Raw genomic sequence first — 20820 nt, 5'->3', positions numbered from 1 at the left:
GCAAAGTCTTGGGCCGGACCGTTATCGTGACGGATGCGTTCAGTTTCTTGTATTCAGGTCACGCGTTTTGGATATTCCTGACTTTTTATTTCGTAGGCTTTATCTCGCTATCTCGACGTCCGTCGCCACTGCATCGGCGTAATGCCCAGTCTCCCAGTAAATACGCGCGTGAGATGGGCCTGATCGCAGAAGCCGCACAGCAACGCGACCTCGGCAATCGTGAAGTCCGTCAGCCGAAGCAGTTCCGTCGCTTTCTCAACACGCTTCAGGATCACCCATTGATAGGGTGGGTAGCCAGTCGATAGCTTGAAAGCTTTTGTAAAATAACCCCGGGACAGGCCGCATGCAGAAGCGACAGCCGATAACGGAAGGTCCGCTGTCAGATCGGCTTCCAGCATTTCAAGCGCTAGCTTTCTCTGCCACGGTGCAAGAGAACCTTGCGGTGTATTCGTAAGATTCGCACCTCCGTAGGCTGCGCACAGGTGGAAGGTGAGGATTCCAGCAATATGATCCTGGAAGAGCCGCGTTGCTCTACCTGGATTATTCAGAACGGGAAGACACGCGCCTATCAGCCGTCGCACGACATCGTCTTCGATATCGCGCCCAGGTACGGCACGCAGTGTATCGATGTGCCTGCCCCCCAAATCCTCTTCGTACGCGTCTAGTGCCGTACGGGGGATATGGAATCCAACGCCATCGAACGCTGATCTCATGTCGGCAAGCCAAGACCTACGATGATCGTAGATTGTAAAGTTGCCGCGCCTGGAGATTTTCGTGTCGACCTTCTTGCCATCAACCCAGAGATCGCCTTCGTAATCGCGGAGATTGAATGCTAGGAAAAACGCATTTTCATATGCGGGTGGATCGATAACTCCGTGGCCTGGCGTGACGCATGACAGCCTCGCCATCGAAATCTCAGATTTACCGAAGACCGGAGCAATCACGATATCACGCTGTTTGGCACGGAAATATTCCATGCCTTGATTGCTGATCGTCGAATTCTTCATGAAGTCCAAAACACGTCGCTCGCTTGTTCGGCACAACATAGCCGAGCTGTCAATCAGTGAACAGACAAGCCTAAATCCGATCTTGCCTAATCCACTATCCTGTTGAGCCGATGTCAGCTTAGGACCGCGCAAGCCCAAGGTGCGGGAGGGCGTCTGCGGTTGCAATAGAGGGCACAAGCCGTTCCGGCTGAAGAAGCCTGTCCGCTGAGCGCATTCACTCTGATCGTTCAGATATTTCCGGCCCGTTTCTGAAACCAGACATTCCTGCAGCTAGGCCAAAGCGGGCATCGTGGACGCTGCCCTTCTGGATATGCTCGAGCGCGAGATCAATCTGATCCAGGGCGCTCGCCAAGAACAGCAAAAGGACTTACAACCTTCGGCAGTGGGACGGCTGCGGGATTAAAGCATGAGCACAGAGCAAGTGAACAACGAAATCCGTCGATTTCTCAAGGCCGAGGATAAACTTGCGCTTTGTTTGAGCGGCAAGTGGGGCGTTGGCAAGACCCATACTTGGGACACCTTGCTCACTGCTGCATTCAAGGATGCCACGGTAAGGCCGCCGCGCTATGCCTACGTCTCGTTGTTTGGCCTTGAGACCCTAAGCGATGTTCGCAGATCAGTTTTCGAGAACACAGTCGAAGCTGCAGCTTTCAGGGAGAAGGAAAGGCTGGAAGCGACCTTCAGCGGTGTATCCGAACGCTTGGCACAACTGTCGTCAAAATGGCGTGCAGGGATCGGAATGATCCGCGGCATCCCCGTTGTTGCCGACTACGGAGGATTGGTTGAAGCAGGGTTCCTCGACGTGCGAAACCAGATCGTATGCTTCGACGATCTTGAGCGCATGAGCGACAGCCTCGACCTGAAAGATGTGCTGGGGCTGATCTCCTTCCTCAAAGAGAAGAAGAATTGCAAGGTGGTGCTGCTGTTGAACAGTGAGGCATTGGAAGGGCAGAATGCTGAGGACTTCCGCGTTCAATTGGAAAAGGTAATCGACATCAATCTGACATTCGCTCCGACGGCGAGCGAGGCGGTCGCCATAGCTGTCCCGGATCGAACGACCCTCCTGACCCAGATGGTCGCAGAGTATGCGGCGACGCTAGAAATCACTAACATCCGGACGATCTTTAAGCTCCTTAGAATATGCGGTCGGCTAGAAGAGGTTTTGGAGGGCTATGACGAGCGCATCATCAAGCAGGCTTTCCATAGCGCGTGCCTGTTCGGCTTCGCGATCTACCAGCCCACCGAAGCACCACCGATCGATGCCATCCTGAAGCATCGCCCCTATGCCGACCTCTTCGGTGGCCGAGAGGAGCGAACTCCAGACGAGATCCAGCATTCCGAGCTTCTGAAGCGATATGAGTTCCTCACAGCGGACGGCCTTGATCTCGTCGTCTTCGATTGCATCCGCAGCGGTTTTTACGATGAGGTTTCCCTGCGGCGAGAAGCCGACATGCTGACGGGAAGGCTCGAACTCAAGGACCAGGATGCCGCGTTCAGCAAGGTGTGGGACATCTACCATGGATCTTTCGATGACAATGCAGATGCCTTCGCCACGGAGCTGAAGCAGTCGATCAGGGACAACGCCGCAGCAATCAGTCCTGCGAATCTTTCCGCTTCGATCGCTACCCTGAAAAAACTCGGTCATGGCGACGGCCTCGAAGATCTCATTAAGGACTACGTTGACAGCCGAGATGACGGAAAGGACTTCTGGGTGGGAGATCCTGTTTCGCCGCGCTTCAGTATCGAGGATCCAGATGTGATCGCGGCTTTCGCTACCAAAGCCGGTGCGTTCGCTGACGACAGAACTCTGACGGGTGTTGCGACCGATATAGTGAGACACAGGGGATGGAGCGAGGACACCCTAGAATTCATCGACAAGCATAGTGCCGACGATTTCTATGCGGCCATGAAAGTAGCAAAAGACGACGAGCTGCGCCTAGTCATCTATGGACTGACCTACTTCCGAAACATTGGAAACGCAGACGAGAAGATGAAGAGCATTTCCGCGAAGGCCGTGTCAGCCCTACAGAGGATTGGGCAAGAGAGCGCGATCAATCGACTCCGTGTCGAGAAGTTCAGTGTTGTCGTGCCTGAAGCCTAAAGTCACAATTGATTTGTTCTTCGAGGTGGCAATCCTGTAACGGTGGAGGTGAACCGCGCCCAGAGATTCTCTGACCGCGAACGGGCGCGGTTGGCGCTCAATGGCTCGCGCACGATCCGCCTTCTTTGTACCCACCTCGGGTGTCCGCTTTTCGCGTTAGTTGGCTTGAGAGCGGAAGGTCTGCCGACGGCCCCAACTTGGTCATTTATTCCCTTACATGGCGATGTCCGCTCTTGGCGGTTCATAGCCGACGAAGGCAGAATGGGAATTGTTTTCGCCAATGCGCTGCTTAACTCGCAGAATTTACAAGTCTCCATGAAGTCAGGCCCCCGCAACCAATATCTCCAGAAAAATATAAATGCTTAAAGCCTCTCTCTGGAGGTTCTTTGAGCTCGACAAAATCCACGCTGGAATCATATCGGAAACACCAGACGGAAAGCTGTCGTAAGCGATAAGCAGCCCCCATCTCGTTTGACTGCAGTTCATCGGGTTAAGGAGTAAGACATCGATTTCTCTTATTGCGAGGATCTATGTCTACGCCTACGGCTAGCCCTGGAATGATCCATATGGTTGTGAGTCCAAATTGTTTTATGAACGCATGCGGATTTCCGTCCCACATCGACATCCTGCAATAGAAGCATTGCCAGTCCTGTTGCCTTGCAGCGTTTTTTCTGAGCTTCCGAAGTTTGTTTTTTGATGTCATGGATCCACGTCCTTTGCTTCATTGCTGAAGCCGAGGTGCAATGACCGATTAGGTCATCCCTCAGTTGGGAGGGATGTTCCTCGCACAAGACGACGTATGCGAAATACGTCACTCCGCAGTCTTTGAACGGTACGAAGCCCTGTTGGGCGTTGCGCTGACGAGTTCGGATTAAAACTCCAGACGAGCCATATGTCTCGCCTGCATCCAACGCGAGGTTATAAAAATTTCCGCAGTGATCAAGCTCGGTGGCGTTTGCTTCCCGATCGGTATGAGTTTTTGGGTATTTGCGTTTCCTTCCTTATCGGTAAGTTTTTGTGGATTTTTAAAAATTCTTCCTGTACGGTAAGGGCGACCTTAGGGAGAGTTTGTGATGATCCGTTCGGCTGCGGAGTTCGGTGCACTTGTTCGTGAACACAGGAAGAAGCAGGGTTGGACCCAGACCCAGCTCGCGGAACGTTGCGGGACGGGGGAGCGCTTCATCGTCGATCTGGAGAACGGCAAGCCAAGTTGCCATCTCGAAAAGTCACTCATCGCGGCACAGACGGTTGGCATTGATCTAGGTAACCTGAAATCCGAACCGCGGCCTCCTAGCACGCAAGCCGACGACGATCTCGGCTATCTGCCCCGCTTCTCTTAATCGGGAGCCGCTGTGACCACCATCTTCTACGAGAGCTTTCCTGTTGCCAATCTCATTGACCGCGATGGGATTTCGCTTGTCTACGAGGAAACCTGGGAGCGGCGTGCTTCCGCTTTCCCAATTTCTCTGACAATGCCTTTGCGATCGGGTACTTACGGTCCTGAGCAAGTGATGCCATGGCTTGCCAACCTCCTGCCAGAGACACATCTCTCCGAGATAGGTCAACAGTTGAAGGTTTCACCGCAGGACATTGTGGGTCTTCTCTCACGCCTTGGTCGAGACACCGCCGGAGCCTTTTCGATCGGTGAACCGCGCCGAGACGGAAATCATTTTCGCATCGTGCCGGACGAGACCGCGCTTGAGCGGATTTTGAATGAGTTGCCCGAGAGACCCTTCCTCGTCGGGGAACGGGGCGTGTCTATGTCGCTCGCCGGAGTGCAGGACAAACTGCCGGTCTACCTTGGGGAAGATGGGAAGATCGCCATTCCCGTCGATGGTACCCCGTCCACGCATATCCTCAAACCGGACATCAGGCGCTTGGCTGGCAGTGTTCAGAATGAAGCCTTTTGCATGGTTCTCGCCAGGCTGTGCGGACTGGAGGCAGCGGAAGTGACGACGGGCCGCGCCGGTAAGCGTGACTACCTGCTCGTCAAACGCTATGATCGCATCGCCGATGCACAAGGGACGATACGCCGTGTGCATCAGGAGGATTTCTGCCAGCTACTCGGCCTTTTCCCTTCTGAAAAATATGAGCGGACCGGGCTCGGCCAACGCGGTGGCGCATCGCTCGTTCGAATGTTTGAAGTGCTGGCGCGTTACGTGTCACCGGCCGAAAGACTGGAGTTGCTAGATGCTGTGGTCTTCAATATTTTGATCTGCAACTCCGATTCCCACGCTAAGAACTATTCCATACTCGTCGGTGCAGCCGGAACTGCCAAACTCGCGCCTCTCTACGATCTGATGTGTGCAGCGGTCTATAGACAGGTAGATCAGTCGCTCCCGCAGCTGATCGCGACTAAGAGTAATGCTAACGAACTCCACGGCAATGACTGGCGGCAATTCGCATCAGCCGTCGGTCTCAGTCCTGCCGTCCTAACTAGACGGGTAGGGGAGCTCACCGACATAGTTACGTCAAAGCTCGAAGAGGCACTGGGAGAGACAGAGCACTATCCATCTTTTCAGCGAGAGTTTGGGGCAACACTTCAATTCGCCATCCGGAAGCGATGCCAGCGGATCAGTCGACAGATTATCGGGTAGGTTTCGCTGCCATTTCCTTGCGTCCCTTGAATGCGTCCGGCCAGGCGCTTCGTCAAATCCTCTACGGTATTGGTTTCCAATCTGCGGGTAGCATGAGCGCGCCAGGATTTGGAGAGGCGGTTAAGGGCGGCTATGCCGGTAAGCTCGCTGCGGTCCAGGGGGTTAATTAGCGGCGACTTCTGCTGCGACGACTTGCCGACGTCATTCATGCAGCCGGACAATGTTGGAGAATGGCTTGAGGCTGGCCCAGAGAGCGATGTTGGCAACTTACCGTACATTTGATTGCGTTCCCAGAGCAACGATTTGTCCCGGACGCGTGACGCCTGGGTGCCGGAATAATCCTTGGCCCCCTCAACGCCGATCGGCCTTGCAGCTGGTAATCAACGCGTCGAAGGTTCTAAAAATCGGGCAAAGAGTTGTGATTGCTCAGGCCGCATCCTTCAACTGAACGCAAGATATGACGGATGATATGATCGACGCCGCGCTGGAGCGTGGCCGTGTTGCGCAGACGCACGAATGCCGTGCGGCCAAAGCGACTTATGATCGTCATTCGCGCCAAGTCGTCATCGAACTCACGAATGTTTATGTTTTCGCCTTTCCGGCAGCGCTGGTGGAAGCATTGAGGATGGCCGACGATCATCAGATAGCCGCCGTTAAAATGCTCGGACAAAGATACGGTCTGCACTGGGAGGCGCTGGATCTGGACCTTTCGCTGACTGGCTTGAAGGCACGGCGTTTTTGGTCGCGAGGAACCGAAGGCGCATGACGTCTTCACATCGGCTCGGCCCTGATGGCCCTGAGCCGCGACGGTGGGTTGACTAATGCCGATGTCGTGCTGCTAAAGTGTTCTCAGACCTCTCGCATGCCGTCATAACCGGCAGCTACGATCTTCTTGACAAAGTAAGGATAATTCCTTACTTTTCCGGGGATCGAATTTGGAGCCACACCATGGGCGCGCTGCTGAAAGAAGAAAGCACCATCACCGCGAAGGGGCAGACCACAGTTCCCAAGAGCGTCCGGCAGGTTTTGGGGGTGGACTACGGCGGGCGCATCGCCTTCTGCGTAGACGATCAGCACCGGGTTTATGTCGAGAAGGCGACGGAAGAGGCCGGCGATCCAGTCGTAGATCGATTCCTCGAATTTCTGGCGCGGGACATGAGTAAACACCCCGGGACATCAATCGCCACGCTGCCCGACAGCCTGCGCGATCGCGTGGCCGCGCTTGTCGGGGACATGGATATCGACCTCGATGCCGAAATTGACGGGGATGTCGCGCTCTAGCCATGCTGACTATCAATGGCTCGACCATTCTCGCGCACCCCCTCTTTCTCGATCAGTTGGAAAAGCTGACCAACGCTGTTGAGATGCTGAAGGCCAGGAAGCCAGACGAATACCAAAAGAACGCGAGCACGAAACTCCTGGCCGCTTTGAGCAAGTTGGTGTTCCAGACAATACCTGCCGATCCGACCGCAACCGTCTATCGTCAGGGTTCCACGCTTGGCGAGGCGCACAAGCACTGGTTCCGGGCGAAGTTCGGCAATGGCCGCTTCCGCCTGTTTTTCCGCTACGACTCGACCGCGAAAGTCATCATATTCGCCTGGGTGAATGATGAAAATACTTTGCGGACCTATGGCGCGAAGAGCGATGCGTACAATGTTTTCAAAGAGATGCTGGAGGACGGCAACCCGCCTGACAATTGGGCCGTGCTTCGCAAGGCCGTGTCCGAGCAGGTCGCAGTGGACCGCCTAGAAAAAGCCTCACCTCCGCAGCCGTGACGAATGCTGTTGAACCTCACAGGATACGGTGTTGCCCTCGGGGCCGGGCGTTCGCCTGCGCCGGTACCATACCAAAGGTTCGTTTTCGCCATTACACGACAAGCCGGTCCCGTCCTCATAGAGAAATCCTGGCTGCGGGCGGCGACGCCATGATCCTGCGCCCATGCCAGGATGGCCGTGGACGTGAACTCTGTGCCGTAGTGCGCAGCGCGCCGTAGTGGGTGGTCATTGCCGACCGACAGGTTTCTAATGTGAAGTTATCGAGAAAACGCTTTGCAGGCGGCAAGCCGTGACAAATTATCTTTCTATTCCCAAAAACGGCGGTGGCGATCGATATGTCGAAGCACCCTCAGGAGGTCCTTATCGAGTGGCCCGAGGGTGGCCGGCGCCGTCGCATGACGGTGATGGCCACCAAGGGTGACTATACCGTTTGGTCGAGGAACTCGCTTCCCTACGCCGGGACACTGCCATTCAGCGAGGGAGAGGTCTGAGAGACTGTCGCGGCGCGCAACCTGATCAATGCCGATGAAATCATGCTGCTCTCTGACGATACGATGATATGCTCAGGCAGGGGCAAAGACCTGCCCGGATCAAGAAGCTTCGGTATTATCTCGACCTGGAATTTAGCGGCATGTTCGATCGGAACTGAGGCAGTACGAAGAATCGTATCGCTTGAAAGTCGGCGCGAACAGCGACTTTGAACAAGACACGTGGTTGTTCGTCGGACACGGCGTCGCACTGTTTGGTGAGAGCTCGTCAACAACCGCATCGTGTGGGGCTTAGCGTTGTGTTTCGGTTCTCGGTTTTGAGAAACGTACGCCTGCACCGCCACCGTTTTCCTCGATGAATTGCAGGCCGGCGTTTTCGAAGGCGACTTGGATGGCAATCAGTGTTGCCGCATGACCTGTTTTTCCAGATTCGAGGCGCGTGATAGTCGCAGGTGTGACTTTCGCATGTGTTGCGAGATCCCTGACACCCCATCTTAAAGCTGCTCTAGCCATTCGAATTTGATCGCTTGTTATCAAATTATAACCTTGACATAAAATTTATAAGGCAGTTACTCTTTGCTGTAACGGTCGAGTAGGTGCTGGAACACCCGCTCGACCTAACCACAATCTAGCTAGCTGGAGCTTGGATCATGGCTGATTCTGAGAATAGCAGAACTTTACCTAAATTTTCGTGCGCAGATGAATTCCCGAACGACCGCTTCGTCGAAAACCTTCCGAGCCTGATCAACCGTCGGAATCTGCTTTCACTGGCATCGCGCATTTTGCCGGTTTTGCTGGATGAGCTTCCGTCGCGAACAATTGCCGGTCCAAAGCATGCGAAGGAATTGTGGCCGCGTTGGTGGGACCTCCATCAGCAGCGGCTGGCTGCTGAGCGCAACTGCCGGGAGCTTGAGGCGAAACTGCTGGAGGAAACCGGTGGCCGTCCCTCTGTGACAATCGACATAGACGGTGACCCTTCGCTGTTTTTTGTCATCAATTCTTTTGAAGAGATCCGCGAGATTGGACCGCGGATCGGGGCTGAGGCTGCCGCGGAGGCGCGAGCGGAGTTACGCAAACGCAGACGCGAATGGAAATCCGCAGATGGACATTTCGGGTTCAGTGCAGCCAGAGCAGAGGCACAGGATATCGCCCGTTACGAGGGAATAGCAGGCCGTGTGTTGATCAAACTGCAGCCCTATTACATTCACGATATCGCAGCCAAACTGCACTGCTTGCTGGTGATGTACGATCCGGGGCTTCGACGAGAGGAAAATCCCTGGCCTTATCTCCGGAACATGTTGAAGGAACTGATCCAGCCGCAATGGTCAGTCATTGAGCCGCAGTCCCGTATCCGCTGGTTACGACCCATCGTAGGTGACGAGGAGCTGCAGGCAGATGCGGAGATTGGTGATGTCGCAAGCGCTTCTAGATCCGTCGGACGCTGTAGATCCGGAAAGGCGTGCGCTGCGTGATTTGCCCGCGTTTTAGTTCATTGCTACATGCAGCGCATGAACAGAAACGACAAGAACATGTGGTTGGATTCGCCGGATCGGTATGGAATGATCAGCCGGCTGTTACATTGGGGGATGGCCTATCTGCTCATTTGGCAGTTTGCCGTTATCCTCATGTGGCGTATCTTTGGTTCGGCTGACTGGGTGAAGAACGTGACATCGTTCGGACCGGGCCATGGAACAGTGGGCCTGCTGACGATCCTCCTTGTCGTCATCCGTGTCATCTGGGCGCTGATCAATCGCGGTCGGCGGCCGGCACGTGCTTCAGGCTGGTCGGGCCGGGCGGCAGCTGTTGTCCATTTTTGTTTCTATGGACTGATGTTCATCATTCCGGCGCTGGCGCTTGTACGGGCCTACGGCAACGGGCGCGGATTTATGCCGTGGATCCCGGCAACAGGTGTGAGGGTCGAATGGATGGTGGCGCCTGCCAATCAGTTGCATGGCGTTTTGTCGTGGTGCCTGTCGGCTTTGATTGCCGGGCACATTGTCATGGCGCTTTTCCATCAGCTGGCCCTCAAGGATGGCACACTTGCGCGCATGACCGGACCTTTTCGGCCCTCTACTGCTGGAAGATGCTGCGACCTTGAAATTAGCGCGACGGGAGCGTCATCTTCAGTTCGGTCGCAGCGTCCTTTAATCTAGGAATAGCAGTGCCTGACAACTCGGTGTTTGTGCGGCCTGTTCATAGAAGCTTGTCGAGCCAGGTCGGCTACTTGGAGTGATTTCTTTGCGGGCACGCTTCTTGGATGGCCAAGTAACGCTTAGAGGATGCAATGCGGCAGTTTTTTCTAGCAGGGTTATTGATGATGGGACTGGGCGGCAATGCGTCAGCCACAATTTTGAGTGCCGTGGAACGTGGTGACTATCAAGGATTAGAGCAGGCATTGGCAATGGGCAGCTCTGTTGATGAGAAAAACGCACAGGGCCAAACAGCCCTCATGGTGGCAGTCTGGAAAAACGATATCGATGCCGCGCGTCTCCTCCTTGCCGCCGGAGCTGATGTGAATGCCAAGGACGGCATTCAAGATAGCCCATTTCTCGTGGCTGGCGCTCAAGGCCGTGTGGACATTCTACGGATGATCCTCGCGCACGGAGCCGATCTAACGAGCACAAACCGATTTGGCGGCACCGCTTTGATCCCTGCTGCGGAGAAGGGGCATCCTGATGCCGTCGACCTGCTCATTGCTGCAGGGGTTAATGTCGATCATGTCAACAGGCTTGGATGGACTGCCTTGCTCGAAGTTGCGATCTTAACGGATGGTGGTCCGACCTCGCAGCGCATCGTTCGCTCGTTGCTGCAGGCGGGAGCTGACGTGGACATCAAGGACTCTGACGGAAAGAATGCATTGGCCCACGCTCGGGCCCGTGACCTGTCGGCAATCGCCACGCTACTTGAAGCGTCTAAAGCAAATGACTGAGCATAGGTGCGATGGTGGTTGTTTCGCGGGCAAACGGTAAATTAACCAGCCTCGATGGCGCAAGGTATGATGTAGACATTGTGCGGTGAATGTCTCATCCCTGTTGAGGTTGCCCGAGACGATTTTCCCAACGCAATCGTTCCTGCAGGATAGCGTCAGCAACTATTCTGGTGACGTCTTTTTCTCCGCGTGTGAGGTGCTTGGCGGTGATCGCCCAGGCCAGCATCAAGATTTCCTCGGTAATATCGTCTTGTTTATCGGGCATGCGTACTCCTCGTGGGGAGTGTTTTAATCACGCGAATATTGTCCGAAACTTTCGTCTGTAAGTTGATATCCCTATTGAGGTCGGTTGTTTCATATGTCGAGTGAAGATTTCTATCCCAAACCGAGGTCGTGGAAAGCTTGGAAGCCAGATGACGCATTATCCGTCACAACCGGCATCATGAGTTTTCGGACGGTCGATAAAGTTTTGCATTCGGTGTGAACGGGTCCGAGCGGTCCATTTCATCGGCATGGCTCCATTGCCATTTTAGTGTGCTCTGTCGGGCCTCCAGGGACCAAATTGAATGGTCCTGTAAATGCGCGCCTGACATTTTGAATCCTCCCGGACGAATGACGTCGGAGAGCTTGGCTTCTCCTGCATGTGCTCCGAGGCCTTCAGCAGCCTACTGATCCAGCGATGTCGTTACGCAGATCATGGTCGACGCGTTGTAGTAGAGCCCGCCGACCAGGTTCGTGTTGTCTGCGCCTGCTGAGGTCACGGGACCCGAGCGGTGAAACGCGTCAAAGAGCCCCGGTCGCAGGCCGATCCTGACGGTTGGCACGCTAAAGGCGCCGCCAAGCTCGCCCTGCATTTTACCAGTGAAAGAGGAGTTGTTGGTCGACGCAGCGAAGCTGTCGGGCACTCCGTGGTGACCACCTGGGGTGGTGTTTTTCACCCTCCGCGGCAGGCTCGAGTTTTTGTACCACGAAGACTGCTATCCTGCCACCCGAACAATTCATTCTGATACATGCGTCTGGGATCCGAAATCGGATCGGGACTGCGCAACTTGGCGGTGCGGGCTGCGGTCATTGCTGTGCTTTTGTGACTGCTGTCCTGCGGTCACTGCTGTAACTTCCAGGTCGACTGGGCTATCCTTGTTGACGAAAACAATCACCTGTTCGGTGGCAAGACGAAGAGTTTTAGTAGCGCTGTCGTAGTCGATGTCTCTGTTTGCAGGCCTGTGCTAAGGCCCATTCCCCGCACGGTATCGCTCTGAAAGGTCGCCTGCTGCTGCCAAGTCCGCTGAGGTCACTGGACGGTGAAGCGCGTCGAAGAGCCCCGGTCGCAGGCCAATCCTGGCGGTTGGCACGTTAAAGGCGCCGCCAAGGTCACCCAGCATTTTACCAATGAAAGAGGAGTGGTTAGTCGACGCAGCGAAGCCGTCGGGCACTCCATGGTGTCCGCCTGGGGTGGTGGTTTTCACCCTCCGCGGCAGGCTCGAGTTTTTGTACCACGAAGACTGCTATCCTGCTACACGAACAATTCATTCCGAAACCTGCGTCCGGGATCCGAAATCGGATCAGGACTGCGCAACTTGGCGGTTTCGTAGATCCAACCGCTTGCAGCTTGTGAAGCCATGCTGTCACTGCTGTGCTGCTCTCACTTCCAGGTAGACCGGGCTATCCTTGTTGGCGAAACCCGTCGCCTGTTCGGGGAAAAGGCTGAAGGTTTCAGGAGCGCTGTCGTAGTCGATGGATCCGTTTGCAGCCTGTCCTCAGGCCCATTCCCGCACGTATCGCTCTGAAAGGTCAGCCGCTGCTGCTCCCAGACCCGCTGCCATCACGGGATCTGAGCGGGGAAGCGCGTCGAAGAGCCCAGTCGCAGGCCAATCCCGACGGTTGGCAGGCTAAAGGCGCCGCCAAGGTCACCCAGCATTTTATCAATGAAAGAGGAGTTGTTGGTCGACGCAGCGAAGCTGTCGGGCACTCCGTGGTGACCACCTGGGGTGGTGTTTTTACCCTCCGCGGCAGGCTCGAGTTTTTGTACCACGAAGACTGCTATCCTGCCACTCGAACAATTCATTCCGATGCATGCGTCCGGTTTCCGAAATCGGATCGGGACTGCGCAACTTGGCGGTGCGGTCACTGCTGTGCTTCTGTAAGTGCTGTGCTGCGGTCACCACTGTGCTTCTGTGACTGCTGCGCTGCGGTCACTACTTTGCTTCTGTAAGCGCCATGCTGCGGTTACTGCTGTGCTTCTGTCAGTGCTGTGCAGCGATCACTGCTGTGCTTCTGTAAGCGCCATGCTGCGGTCACTGCTGTGCTTCTGTAAGTGCTGTGCTGCGGTCACTGCTGTGCTTCTGTGACTGCTGTGCTGCGGTCACTGCTGTGCTTCTGTGACTGCTGTGCTGCGGTCACTGCTGTGCTTCTGTGACTGCTGCGCTGCGGTCACTACTGTGCTTCTGTAAGTGCTGTGCTGGCGTCACTGCTATGCTTCTGTAAGTGCTGTGCTGGCGTCACTGCTATGCTTCTGTCACTGCTGTACTGCTGTACTGCTGTACTGCTGTAAGTGATGTCACTGATGTCTCTTGTGGCTTGTTAGCTCTCAGAGACACGCGCAGCTGTGCTATCTCTTGGGGGGAGAGTTCAAGACAATGCCGCAGCCATGAGAATCGTGGCTGCGGAGGCGGCCGCCGGGTTCAGCCGTTTGTCAGATCACTCGACGTGTTTCCATTTGAGTTGGTAAAAAAACTATCTCAGCGCGGGCGGAGAGATCGGTCGTTGCGGCTGATCGTTTGATCAACGAAATAGGCCTGAGCACTGTATGGGAACGATCGGGGCATTGATTAGTGCGACAAGACCAGCCTGGGCGACTTCGGTCTTCCGCGAGGCTAGCTCAATTGTTTTTAAGGCCGTGCCTCAAGAACCATGTTGAACGGCCCTGAAAATGCGCGCCTTACAGTCTTGAAGTTGCCAGCGCGAATGACCTCAGTAAGTTTTGCCTCCCCAGCCTGGGCCCCCAGTCCTTCACCAACTTCCTGATCGAGTGATGTTGGCACGCAGATCATGGTCGACGCGTTGTAGTAGAGCCTGCCGACCGGGTTCATGTTGTCTGCCGGGCGATCGCCTGCAATCGGCTCTACAATCATCCACGTTCCATCATTTTTGAGGATCCTCGCCATGTGCGCAGCGCATCCACGCGGATCTCCCATGTCGTGCAGGCAGTCATAACTGGTGACGAGATCGAAGCTGGTGTCCATGATGTCTTTGGCGGTTGCTGCGACGAATTTGACGCGATCGCCAACGCCATGGTTTTTGGCATGCCTGTTGGCTTCGTCGATCGATGGTTGATGGAAATCGTAACCGATGAAACGTGCATTCGGGTACGCCTCTGCCATGAGGATGGTGGAGAAACCGACGCCGCATCCGACGTCAGCCACTTTGGCGCCTCTGCCGAGTTTTTCTTCGACCCCTTGCAGAGCAGGTATCCAGGAGGGAACGATATTATTGACATAGCCTGGGCGGAAAAATGCCCCAGTCGCACAGAACAGGCAGCCGGCAGTATCACCCCAGCGTACGCCGCCGCCGGTCCTGAACGATTTCTCGACCTTTGGTTCTCCCTCGATCATGGCTGCTGCCAGATCAAAGGCGCCTTCCAGGTAGACCGGGCTATCCTTGTTGACGAAAACCATTGCCTGTTCGGGGGAAAGACTGAAGGTTTCAGAAGCGCTGTCGTAGTCGATGTATCCGTTTGCAGCCTGTGCTAAAGCCCATTCCCGCACGTATCGCTCTGACAGGTCGCCCGCTGCCGCTGCCAGGCCCGCCGAGGTCACGGGACCTGAGCGGTGCAGCGCGTCAAAGAGCCCCAGTCGCAGGCCAATCCTGACGGTTGGTACGCTAAAGGCGCCGCCGAGATCACCCAGCATTTTACCAATGAAAGAGTTGAGTTTTGCTTCGTCGAGCTGTGTCATCGCATTCCCCCCAAATCATCTGTTGGCGGGCAAAGGCTGGCGCAGAAATCCGCGTCAGTGAATGCTCGTGTGAAACGTAATATAGCCGTACACCTCGGAATTGTCACGTAAACGGGCGTCGTACATTCCGGTTAGAGCGTGGGTTTGAGGGTCACCCACACGGGCGATGGACGGCGTGCTCCTCGCATACATCTGCCCATAAGAAAACCCCGCCGTTTCCGGCAGGGTTGAAGCGCATGAACGCCAGTTTCAGCAATGTGTCTGGTCTGTTGATGCGATCAGTACGGCGATACGCACTGCGCCCGCACGCCAACCTGCGGGGCATAGGTATTGTCGTAGGCCCGGTAGGTGCGGTAACGCGATGAGCACCAGTTTATATGCGCCTGGCTGAGCCGTCCATAAGCTGGAGGCGGCGGCGCAGGCTGGTTTGCTATTGCTCCACCAATAATTGCACCTGCACCGAACGCGGCCAGAGGATACCACCAGCCATCATTATAACGGCGGTAGCCGGGGCGACGATCCCGATAGCCTTGGTAACCGTTATGCCAGCCGTGACGCGGTGGCGGACGGCGATAATCTGGACGGCGATCTCTCTCCCAGCGTGGGGGACCGCGTCGGTCGCGATCATGACGATATTGAACCTGGTCGATATCGGTCTGGATGACGGGCTGTTTCGGCACGGCGTATAGGGGAGCCGCAGTGGCTGGGACAATGCCAGACAATGCTGTGAACGCTGCCATCAGCACGATTGAAATCTTCTTCATCAACAATCCTTTCGAGCTACATCTCATTATGCTCGCGGGGATTGAACGCAATATGAACAAAAGTTTCTGGGGGCTGGACCATCACACTCTTGGACAGCGGATCGAGGCCGTCCAGGTTGTGAAAGGCTCGGCGTATATCCCGTTGACATATCCCTGTGTAGTTTTATTCTTGGGATATGTCATTTGTAGATACAGACGAGGTGAGCCATGGAGCAGGGTGCGGTTTTTCAGAGCAACAGGAGCCAGGCCATCCGCCTTCCAAAGGCGGTTGCTTTGCCAGATGATGTGAAGCGCGTCGATATCGTTGCAATCGGGCGCACCCGGATCATTGCCCCTGCCGGTGAGATCTGGGACAGCTGGTTCGAAGGGCCAGAGGCGTCGGCCGATTTTATGAACGACCGTGATCAGCCGGCTGCGCAGGAGCGGGAAGCATTTTGATGTTGAAATACATGCTGGATACAAACATCTGCATTTTTACCATCAAAAACAAGCCACAACAGGTGCGCGATGCATTCAATCTCCGCTCCGGCCAACTGTGCATAAGCTCAGTCAGCTTGATGGAGTTGATTTACGGGGCTGAGAAGTCAGTAAGTCCCAAGCGTAATTTGGATGTTGTCGAAGGTTTTGCGTCTCGCCTCGAAGTATTGCCTTATGATGACATTGCTGCGAGCCATACAGCCCAGCTCCGGGCCGAACTCGTTCGGAATGGAACCCCAATCGGACCTTATGACCAACTGATCGCGGGGCACGCGCGATCCCGTGGCTTTATCGTCGTGACAAATAATCGGCGTGAGTTTGATCGCGTGCCTGGGCTACGTGTTGAGGATTGGACGGTCTAGACGACGCACTCGCGAGTATTGTGGACAGGTCGTAGCTTGCCTCTTGTTGCGTAAAAGCCATCTGTTTGGCCGCAGGCTATTTGACGTTTCTCTGGCGCCTTCGGTGGTGCGTTGCATTACCGGCTCGGAGTGGCTTTGAGGGTCACCCACACGGGCGATGGACTGGTGTTTTCTAAGGTCGCAGCTGATGTGAGGCCTCGCCTGGCAGGCTCTGTACGGACAGGCTTCGGGCCAGCATTGTGAGGGACGCGGTTCATGCCCGGGGCACGAAGCCAACTCCAAATCCAAACAGCCGGCCGATTTTTTCGAGCGTTTCGAGGGTCGGATTTGCGGCGCCAGTTTCGATCTCTGCGACCTGGCGCCTGGTCAGTGACAGCACCCTCGCAAACTCCTCCTGCGTCAGCCCGATGCCCTTGCGGATTTCCGCCACTGCAGCAGGCAGGCGTAATTCGCCAAGACGTGCCCGCTCGGCAATGTCGCGACGGTTTTGAAGTATTTCTTCTTTGGTCGGCTTTTTCCACCGTGGCATGGTGTGGCCCTTGCTCAGGTCTGTGACAGGGAAGCCTGAACGCTCTGCGCGATTTCCGTGGAGTGGCTCATCGCACGTTCGACGGTTTCGGGCGGTGTCATCCCGTCGTTCCAGTTTGGCGGCATGATGCTACGGGTCGTAAGGCGCATATTGACCCCGATAATGGGATAATAAATCCAGAAAGCGACGTAATCAACCCGTTTTAGTGGGTCTATTCTTTCGATGTCTCATTGTCATCTTCTGGTCCAGGAGCTTTTGACGGGAGTGAGCGCTGCACTTCCGGTTAGGGCGTGGCTTTGAGGGTCACCCACACGGGCGATGGACTGGTGTTTTCTAAGGTCGTAAACTGCTGCAGGAGAGGCACTTCATTCTCGGGGAGGAAGCGTATGCCTATCTTTATGGACCGGCACGATCTTGCCGGAGTTTCGGCTGCAGATATCGCTGCGGCTCATCTCAAGGACCTCAACATTCAGGATCAGTATGGCGTCAGGTTTCTGACCTACTGGTTCGATGATCATCGTGGTACGGCGTTTTGCCTGATGGATGCGCCGGATGCGGAAACGGCTCAATGCGTACATCGGGAGGCGCACGGGTTTATTGCCAGCGAAGTCGTGGAAGTCGCACTTTCGGCGGTCGAAGCATTTCTGGGGCGAATACAGGATCCTGTGGGAAGCGGCACCGGTTCAAGAGACATGGATGCGGGTCACCGGGCGGTCCTCTTTACGGACATTGTCGGCTCGACGGAAATGACGTCCCGCCTGGGTGATCTGATGGCAGCTGAACTCATCAGGGCTCATGATGCGCTTGTGAGAGGATGCCTTGCGCGACGGTCAGGACGGGTGGTGAAACACACTGGTGATGGCATCATGGCGGTGTTTTCGACGACGCCCTTTGCGGTTGATTGCGCCATTGATATCCAGCGCGCCTTTCAGCGCTATAACCGGGACAATGGAGAACCGATCCACGTCCGCATCGGGCTGGACTGCGGTGAGCCGGTTGAAGACAGCAATGATTTTTTCGGCACGACAGTGCAACTGGCGGCCCGGCTTTGCGCTGCGGCAGATAGTGATCAGATCCTCTTCTCGGACAGGATTCTGCAGGAGTGTGGCAGCGTTGACGTGGCTGTGGAGGGCAATCACTTCCGGCTGAAGGGTTTTGCTGAGCCGGTTCTAGCCTACCGCTGTGAGTGGCTGAATTAGCGCCTTGCCCATCAGTGTGACAAACGACGTTCGTCGTCGATCAGTATCAGGCTGGAAGGAGCGGCGCTGCCCCATTTCCAGATGACGCAATTGAGATCGTCATGCGCGGCACCGGGAGCGAAACGTTTCACGATGAGTCCACTGTAGCCATCGGTGACCAGTTGGCGCGCGAATGTTTGGGTTCTTGCCTCGCCCACTAGCTTCATCTGGTCGCGCCATGTCGGATCTGCGAGCGCGCTGTTATCCATGCCTAGCGCTTGCAAGGCCTTCTCTTCCCGGCAGTCGAAGACATGTTCGATGTCGGCATCATAAGATACCAGGGTTGTGGGCTGCAGGTTGCCGACCTGGTTTGCTTCCTTCAATGCCGTCATGATTGTCAGCGATGTGTAGAGTGCTGGCATGCCTTTCGGGTTAAACCGGCCGCCATAGAGTTCGGCACCGCGACCGGACAATGGTTCGCGTGCATAAATCGGATTGAGCGCTCTATACAGTTTCCCCTGATAACGCATTGGCTATGCGTGAACGCCGGCATCCACGGCATCAATATAGTCAAGAACGTCTTCAGCACGACCGTCGCGGACCAGTTGCATTGCCGTTTGACCTGAAAAGCCAGCGAGCGGCTCGGAGCGATACCAGGCGTAGGCTATCAAGGCGGAGCCGAAGCGTGGTTCGACTTTGTTGACGATTTCGATCATCTCGCGCAGCCGTCGTTGCGTCCGATCAGAACGAATACGGTCTTTGCGTTGGATCGCATCTTTCCCCAGCCCTGCAGTTCGGGCGATCTCTTCGCTGGTTGTGCGAAGTGCGTCGGCGATCTTGCGTGGTACGAACAGTCCGTTGTCTGCGTATTGGGCGAGGCCCATGGTTCGCCTCCAATTCTGATAACGCCAATAATATAGACGTTATATAGCGTCAAAAATTGGGGCTTTCAATGTGTTCGTATCTATCTGATGAGGGGCGATGGTGCTTGAATTCGGGGCCCGGGGTGGGCTCGCTCATGACTGATCCTCCGGGGATAGATTTCCGTCCGAATACAGAGCTTCAAAGTCGCGCCCGCCATTGAAGACATTACCGATACGCACGGTTTCCTGTTCGACCTTGTAGGCAATAACGGCGGCGCGCTCAAAGGGCAACGTGCGCAATCCTAGTTCCAGATCATCACGCGGCGTTCCGCCCAACGGGGAATATCCGATGCGGTTGCACCGGTCTTTAATCCGTTCGACGAAATCGCTGGCGATGGCGCGGTTTTGACTGCGGATCGCAATGAAGCGATAGATTTCCGCACGATCGGCAATAGCTTCGGGGAAACCTTAAGATGCCGCACGGTCGAGGTCTTCATCAATCTTGGCAAGGGCGGCCTCCAATGCCGCATCGGCTTCCTGTCCACTCACATCAGGGCGGGGGTCATCGAAGGAGCGACGAACACGTGTCCGAATGGCCTTGAGCCGTTCCGCATGTTCCTTCCGCTCGCGCTGCCATATCCGCATGGCGTCACGTACCACCTCGCTGGTAGAGGCATATTCGCCCGCATTGACGGTGTCGCGGATGAGGCGCAGCATTTCGGGGGTCATCGTGATGCTGATTTTCTCGGCGGTTTGCATGGCTCAACCCTTTCGTTGTGCTTTGCTTATGATGGTAGGATAAAATCCTACCTGGCACCAAAAGGAATTTAATCCCGCTTCCTCTATGCTTCCTTTCAGGTGGCCTTCACCTTCCGCCGCACGTTGATCGCCTTGGCATCTTGCGCTTCGTCAGCCGCTCGAACGGGTGTACAGCGCCCGTGGTGCATCGGATGGAGGCTGTTACGGGTGGTGATGTCCACCTCTACAGCGAGCTTTTCTTCGAGGAATTGCTTGATGCCAATCTGTTCAAGAAGCGAAAACGTCTTGGCCGGACCGTAATCAACGAAGAGATCGAGGTCACTCGAGGATCGTCTTTCATCACGGGCCGCTGATCCGAATAGATACAGGGCTGTAGCGCCCATACCTTTTATGGCACGAGCGTGCTTCTTCAAGCTTCGAGTTGCAATGGCGCGGTTCATGACCCTATCCGTTGGATTTTTGGTTTTCTTCACCCGAATGCCGAAGGCCGGTATGCCAGTGTGACGTCTCCTATCAGCAGAGTTGAGCCATCGGTCTTTTGCGCCGTGCTGGTGCCAGTGATTGCCGACCCATCGGCAAATACCGTCGAGCCATCAGGGGACGGGATGAGATTGATGAGCTTGATCCCGAGATCATCCAATGTTTGGAGCTCACCGTCCTCAGCTACACCATTCTGGTTCGCGTCCTGCCAGATCCGGAATTCGCTCCAGCGAGCATCGCGGTTATCGAGCACGTTGTCCTTGTTGGTGTCGAAGGCAAAACGCAGGCCCTCGAGGTCCGTGACAGGACGGCCCGTGTCGTCGATGCCCAGTGCCTTCAGCTCTGCCTGGCGTTCATCCTCGGTTTTCCAAAGCGCAAACGCAATCTCGGGAGCCTGAGTGATTTGCTCGTCAGGTCCGGCAGTACCATCTGCGGCGAGATCAATTGCAAGGAGGCCGTCGTCGGGTCCAACCCAGGCTGTCGGATCCACGAGGCCATCACCGTTCCAGTCAAATGCCGGACCGATGCTGGCAGCTTCGGCAGTCTCGGTACCACCGT

At 55.5% G+C, this 20820-nt stretch carries 24 protein-coding genes and 4 pseudogenes; 13 read left to right on the top strand and 15 right to left on the bottom strand.

Annotation, left to right across the window (positions count from 1 at the left end):
* Positions 1-107 precede the first annotated feature (107 nt).
* Positions 108-1007 (bottom strand): AraC family transcriptional regulator, encoded by a 900-nt coding sequence (locus FY156_16655; protein UXS03212.1) that lies wholly within the window; start codon positions 1005-1007, stop codon positions 108-110.
* A 406-nt stretch (positions 1008-1413) separates the two neighbouring features.
* On the opposite strand from FY156_16655, the pseudogene FY156_16650 reads away from it, so the two are divergent.
* The 3 genes and pseudogenes from FY156_16650 (at position 1414) to FY156_16640 (ending at position 5705) form a co-directional block, all read left to right on the top strand.
* Positions 1414-1962, top strand: a pseudogene (locus FY156_16650) (hypothetical protein).
* A 2219-nt stretch (positions 1963-4181) separates the two neighbouring features.
* Positions 4182-4448, top strand: a complete 267-nt coding sequence (locus FY156_16645) for a helix-turn-helix transcriptional regulator (GenBank protein ID UXS03211.1) — start codon at positions 4182-4184, stop codon at positions 4446-4448.
* Between the two features lie 12 nt (positions 4449-4460).
* Positions 4461-5705 (top strand): type II toxin-antitoxin system HipA family toxin, encoded by a 1245-nt coding sequence (locus FY156_16640; protein ID UXS03210.1) that lies wholly within the window; start codon positions 4461-4463, stop codon positions 5703-5705.
* On the opposite strand, the gene FY156_16635 is transcribed toward FY156_16640, so the two are convergent.
* Positions 5651-5914, bottom strand: coding sequence for a hypothetical protein (locus FY156_16635; protein ID UXS03209.1), 264 nt, complete (start codon positions 5912-5914; stop codon positions 5651-5653). The genes FY156_16640 and FY156_16635 overlap by 55 nt on opposite strands.
* A gap of 248 nt (positions 5915-6162) precedes the next feature.
* On the opposite strand from FY156_16635, the gene FY156_16630 reads away from it, so the two are divergent.
* The 4 genes from FY156_16630 (at position 6163) to FY156_16615 (ending at position 7971) form a co-directional block, all read left to right on the top strand.
* Positions 6163-6471: a DUF2442 domain-containing protein gene (locus tag FY156_16630; protein UXS03208.1), complete on the top strand. Its 309-nt coding sequence runs from the start codon at positions 6163-6165 to the stop codon at positions 6469-6471.
* Positions 6472-6653: 182 nt separating this feature from the next.
* Entirely contained in the window at positions 6654-6986 is a 333-nt protein-coding gene (locus FY156_16625; protein ID UXS03207.1) for an AbrB family transcriptional regulator, read from the top strand.
* A 2-nt stretch (positions 6987-6988) separates the two neighbouring features.
* A complete protein-coding gene (locus tag FY156_16620; GenBank protein UXS03206.1) occupies positions 6989-7480 on the top strand; it encodes a type II toxin-antitoxin system YhaV family toxin in 492 nt (163 codons plus the stop codon).
* Positions 7481-7815: 335 nt separating this feature from the next.
* Positions 7816-7971: a hypothetical protein gene (locus FY156_16615; GenBank protein ID UXS03185.1), complete on the top strand. Its 156-nt coding sequence runs from the start codon at positions 7816-7818 to the stop codon at positions 7969-7971.
* Between the two features lie 288 nt (positions 7972-8259).
* On the opposite strand, the gene FY156_16610 is transcribed toward FY156_16615, so the two are convergent.
* On the bottom strand, positions 8260-8481 hold the full coding sequence (locus tag FY156_16610; protein ID UXS03205.1) for a helix-turn-helix transcriptional regulator: 222 nt from the start codon (positions 8479-8481) through the stop codon (positions 8260-8262).
* Between the two features lie 137 nt (positions 8482-8618).
* Between FY156_16610 and FY156_16605 the strand changes: the two genes are divergently transcribed.
* From FY156_16605 to FY156_16595, 3 genes are all read left to right on the top strand, one after another.
* On the top strand, positions 8619-9440 hold the full coding sequence (locus FY156_16605) for a hypothetical protein (GenBank protein UXS03204.1): 822 nt from the start codon (positions 8619-8621) through the stop codon (positions 9438-9440).
* Positions 9441-9467: 27 nt separating this feature from the next.
* Entirely contained in the window at positions 9468-10121 is a 654-nt protein-coding gene (locus FY156_16600; protein UXS03203.1) for a cytochrome b, read from the top strand.
* Positions 10122-10252: 131 nt separating this feature from the next.
* A complete protein-coding gene (locus FY156_16595; GenBank protein UXS03202.1) occupies positions 10253-10897 on the top strand; it encodes an ankyrin repeat domain-containing protein in 645 nt (214 codons plus the stop codon).
* Between the two features lie 94 nt (positions 10898-10991).
* Here FY156_16595 and FY156_16590 read toward each other — a convergent pair whose 3' ends face one another.
* The 5 genes and pseudogenes from FY156_16590 to FY156_16570 all read right to left on the bottom strand — a co-directional run bounded on the left by FY156_16590 (position 10992) and on the right by FY156_16570 (position 15614).
* The gene (locus FY156_16590) at positions 10992-11162 is read right to left on the bottom strand and encodes a hypothetical protein (protein UXS03201.1); all 171 of its coding nucleotides are present in this window, start codon (positions 11160-11162) and stop codon (positions 10992-10994) included.
* Positions 11163-11401: 239 nt separating this feature from the next.
* Positions 11402-11643 (bottom strand): annotated as a pseudogene (locus FY156_16585) (hypothetical protein).
* A 900-nt stretch (positions 11644-12543) separates the two neighbouring features.
* Positions 12544-12815, bottom strand: a pseudogene (locus FY156_16580) (SAM-dependent methyltransferase).
* A gap of 970 nt (positions 12816-13785) precedes the next feature.
* On the bottom strand, positions 13786-14850 hold the full coding sequence (locus FY156_16575) for a class I SAM-dependent methyltransferase (GenBank protein UXS03200.1): 1065 nt from the start codon (positions 14848-14850) through the stop codon (positions 13786-13788).
* Positions 14851-15128: 278 nt separating this feature from the next.
* Positions 15129-15614 carry a BA14K family protein gene (locus FY156_16570; protein ID UXS03199.1) on the bottom strand — a complete coding sequence of 162 codons (486 nt, stop codon included), beginning with the start codon at positions 15612-15614 and terminating at the stop codon, positions 15129-15131.
* A 207-nt stretch (positions 15615-15821) separates the two neighbouring features.
* Between FY156_16570 and FY156_16565 the strand changes: the two genes are divergently transcribed.
* On the top strand, positions 15822-16052 hold the full coding sequence (locus tag FY156_16565) for an antitoxin (protein ID UXS03198.1): 231 nt from the start codon (positions 15822-15824) through the stop codon (positions 16050-16052).
* A complete protein-coding gene (gene vapC / locus FY156_16560) occupies positions 16052-16453 on the top strand; it encodes a tRNA(fMet)-specific endonuclease VapC (protein ID UXS03197.1) in 402 nt (133 codons plus the stop codon). Before FY156_16565 ends, vapC begins: the two co-directional genes overlap by 1 nt.
* 253 nt (positions 16454-16706) lie before the next feature.
* Here vapC and FY156_16555 read toward each other — a convergent pair whose 3' ends face one another.
* Positions 16707-16982 carry a helix-turn-helix transcriptional regulator gene (locus FY156_16555; protein UXS03196.1) on the bottom strand — a complete coding sequence of 92 codons (276 nt, stop codon included), beginning with the start codon at positions 16980-16982 and terminating at the stop codon, positions 16707-16709.
* Positions 16983-17368: 386 nt separating this feature from the next.
* Here FY156_16555 and FY156_16550 point away from each other — a divergent pair, with 386 nt between their 5' ends.
* Entirely contained in the window at positions 17369-18181 is an 813-nt protein-coding gene (locus FY156_16550; GenBank protein ID UXS03195.1) for a DUF4242 domain-containing protein, read from the top strand.
* Positions 18182-18192: 11 nt separating this feature from the next.
* Here the strand turns inward: FY156_16550 and FY156_16545 are convergent, their stop codons facing one another.
* The 6 genes and pseudogenes from FY156_16545 to FY156_16520 form a co-directional block, all read right to left on the bottom strand.
* Positions 18193-18690, bottom strand: a complete 498-nt coding sequence (locus FY156_16545; protein UXS03194.1) for an RES domain-containing protein — start codon at positions 18688-18690, stop codon at positions 18193-18195.
* A 3-nt stretch (positions 18691-18693) separates the two neighbouring features.
* Positions 18694-19044 (bottom strand): DUF2384 domain-containing protein, encoded by a 351-nt coding sequence (locus tag FY156_16540; GenBank protein UXS03193.1) that lies wholly within the window; start codon positions 19042-19044, stop codon positions 18694-18696.
* 132 nt (positions 19045-19176) lie between these two features.
* Positions 19177-19476 carry a type II toxin-antitoxin system RelE/ParE family toxin gene (locus FY156_16535; GenBank protein UXS05123.1) on the bottom strand — a complete coding sequence of 100 codons (300 nt, stop codon included), beginning with the start codon at positions 19474-19476 and terminating at the stop codon, positions 19177-19179.
* A gap of 15 nt (positions 19477-19491) precedes the next feature.
* Positions 19492-19782, bottom strand: coding sequence for a type II toxin-antitoxin system ParD family antitoxin (locus tag FY156_16530; GenBank protein ID UXS03192.1), 291 nt, complete (start codon positions 19780-19782; stop codon positions 19492-19494).
* Positions 19783-19877: 95 nt separating this feature from the next.
* On the bottom strand, positions 19878-20222 hold the full coding sequence (locus tag FY156_16525) for a DNA polymerase III subunit beta (protein ID UXS03191.1): 345 nt from the start codon (positions 20220-20222) through the stop codon (positions 19878-19880).
* A gap of 29 nt (positions 20223-20251) precedes the next feature.
* Positions 20252-20820: pseudogene (locus FY156_16520) on the bottom strand (hypothetical protein).

The sequence above is a fragment of the Agrobacterium tumefaciens genome (assembly GCA_025559845.1).
Lineage (GTDB): Bacteria > Pseudomonadota > Alphaproteobacteria > Rhizobiales > Rhizobiaceae > Agrobacterium.
This window is presented reverse-complemented; position numbering and strand designations above follow the sequence as displayed.

Bases quoted from the DNA above. Each gene is read 5' to 3' on its own strand.
- FY156_16655 (UXS03212.1), bottom strand. From the start codon at position 1,007: ATGAAGAATTCGACGATCAGCAATCAAGGCATGGAATATTTCCGTGCC.
- FY156_16645 (UXS03211.1), top strand. From the start codon at position 4,182: ATGATCCGTTCGGCTGCGGAGTTCGGTGCACTTGTTCGTGAACACAGG.
- FY156_16635 (UXS03209.1), bottom strand. From the start codon at position 5,914: ATGAATGACGTCGGCAAGTCGTCGCAGCAGAAGTCGCCGCTAATTAAC.
- FY156_16630 (UXS03208.1), top strand. From the start codon at position 6,163: ATGACGGATGATATGATCGACGCCGCGCTGGAGCGTGGCCGTGTTGCG.
- FY156_16625 (UXS03207.1), top strand. From the start codon at position 6,654: ATGGGCGCGCTGCTGAAAGAAGAAAGCACCATCACCGCGAAGGGGCAG.
- FY156_16620 (UXS03206.1), top strand. From the start codon at position 6,989: ATGCTGACTATCAATGGCTCGACCATTCTCGCGCACCCCCTCTTTCTC.
- FY156_16615 (UXS03185.1), top strand. From the start codon at position 7,816: ATGTCGAAGCACCCTCAGGAGGTCCTTATCGAGTGGCCCGAGGGTGGC.
- FY156_16610 (UXS03205.1), bottom strand. From the start codon at position 8,481: ATGGCTAGAGCAGCTTTAAGATGGGGTGTCAGGGATCTCGCAACACAT.
- FY156_16605 (UXS03204.1), top strand. From the start codon at position 8,619: ATGGCTGATTCTGAGAATAGCAGAACTTTACCTAAATTTTCGTGCGCA.
- FY156_16600 (UXS03203.1), top strand. From the start codon at position 9,468: ATGCAGCGCATGAACAGAAACGACAAGAACATGTGGTTGGATTCGCCG.
- FY156_16595 (UXS03202.1), top strand. From the start codon at position 10,253: ATGCGGCAGTTTTTTCTAGCAGGGTTATTGATGATGGGACTGGGCGGC.
- FY156_16590 (UXS03201.1), bottom strand. From the start codon at position 11,162: ATGCCCGATAAACAAGACGATATTACCGAGGAAATCTTGATGCTGGCC.
- FY156_16575 (UXS03200.1), bottom strand. From the start codon at position 14,850: ATGACACAGCTCGACGAAGCAAAACTCAACTCTTTCATTGGTAAAATG.
- FY156_16570 (UXS03199.1), bottom strand. From the start codon at position 15,614: ATGAAGAAGATTTCAATCGTGCTGATGGCAGCGTTCACAGCATTGTCT.
- FY156_16565 (UXS03198.1), top strand. From the start codon at position 15,822: ATGGAGCAGGGTGCGGTTTTTCAGAGCAACAGGAGCCAGGCCATCCGC.
- vapC (UXS03197.1), top strand. From the start codon at position 16,052: ATGTTGAAATACATGCTGGATACAAACATCTGCATTTTTACCATCAAA.
- FY156_16555 (UXS03196.1), bottom strand. From the start codon at position 16,982: ATGCCACGGTGGAAAAAGCCGACCAAAGAAGAAATACTTCAAAACCGT.
- FY156_16550 (UXS03195.1), top strand. From the start codon at position 17,369: ATGCCTATCTTTATGGACCGGCACGATCTTGCCGGAGTTTCGGCTGCA.
- FY156_16545 (UXS03194.1), bottom strand. From the start codon at position 18,690: ATGCGTTATCAGGGGAAACTGTATAGAGCGCTCAATCCGATTTATGCA.
- FY156_16540 (UXS03193.1), bottom strand. From the start codon at position 19,044: ATGGGCCTCGCCCAATACGCAGACAACGGACTGTTCGTACCACGCAAG.
- FY156_16530 (UXS03192.1), bottom strand. From the start codon at position 19,782: ATGCAAACCGCCGAGAAAATCAGCATCACGATGACCCCCGAAATGCTG.
- FY156_16525 (UXS03191.1), bottom strand. From the start codon at position 20,222: ATGAACCGCGCCATTGCAACTCGAAGCTTGAAGAAGCACGCTCGTGCC.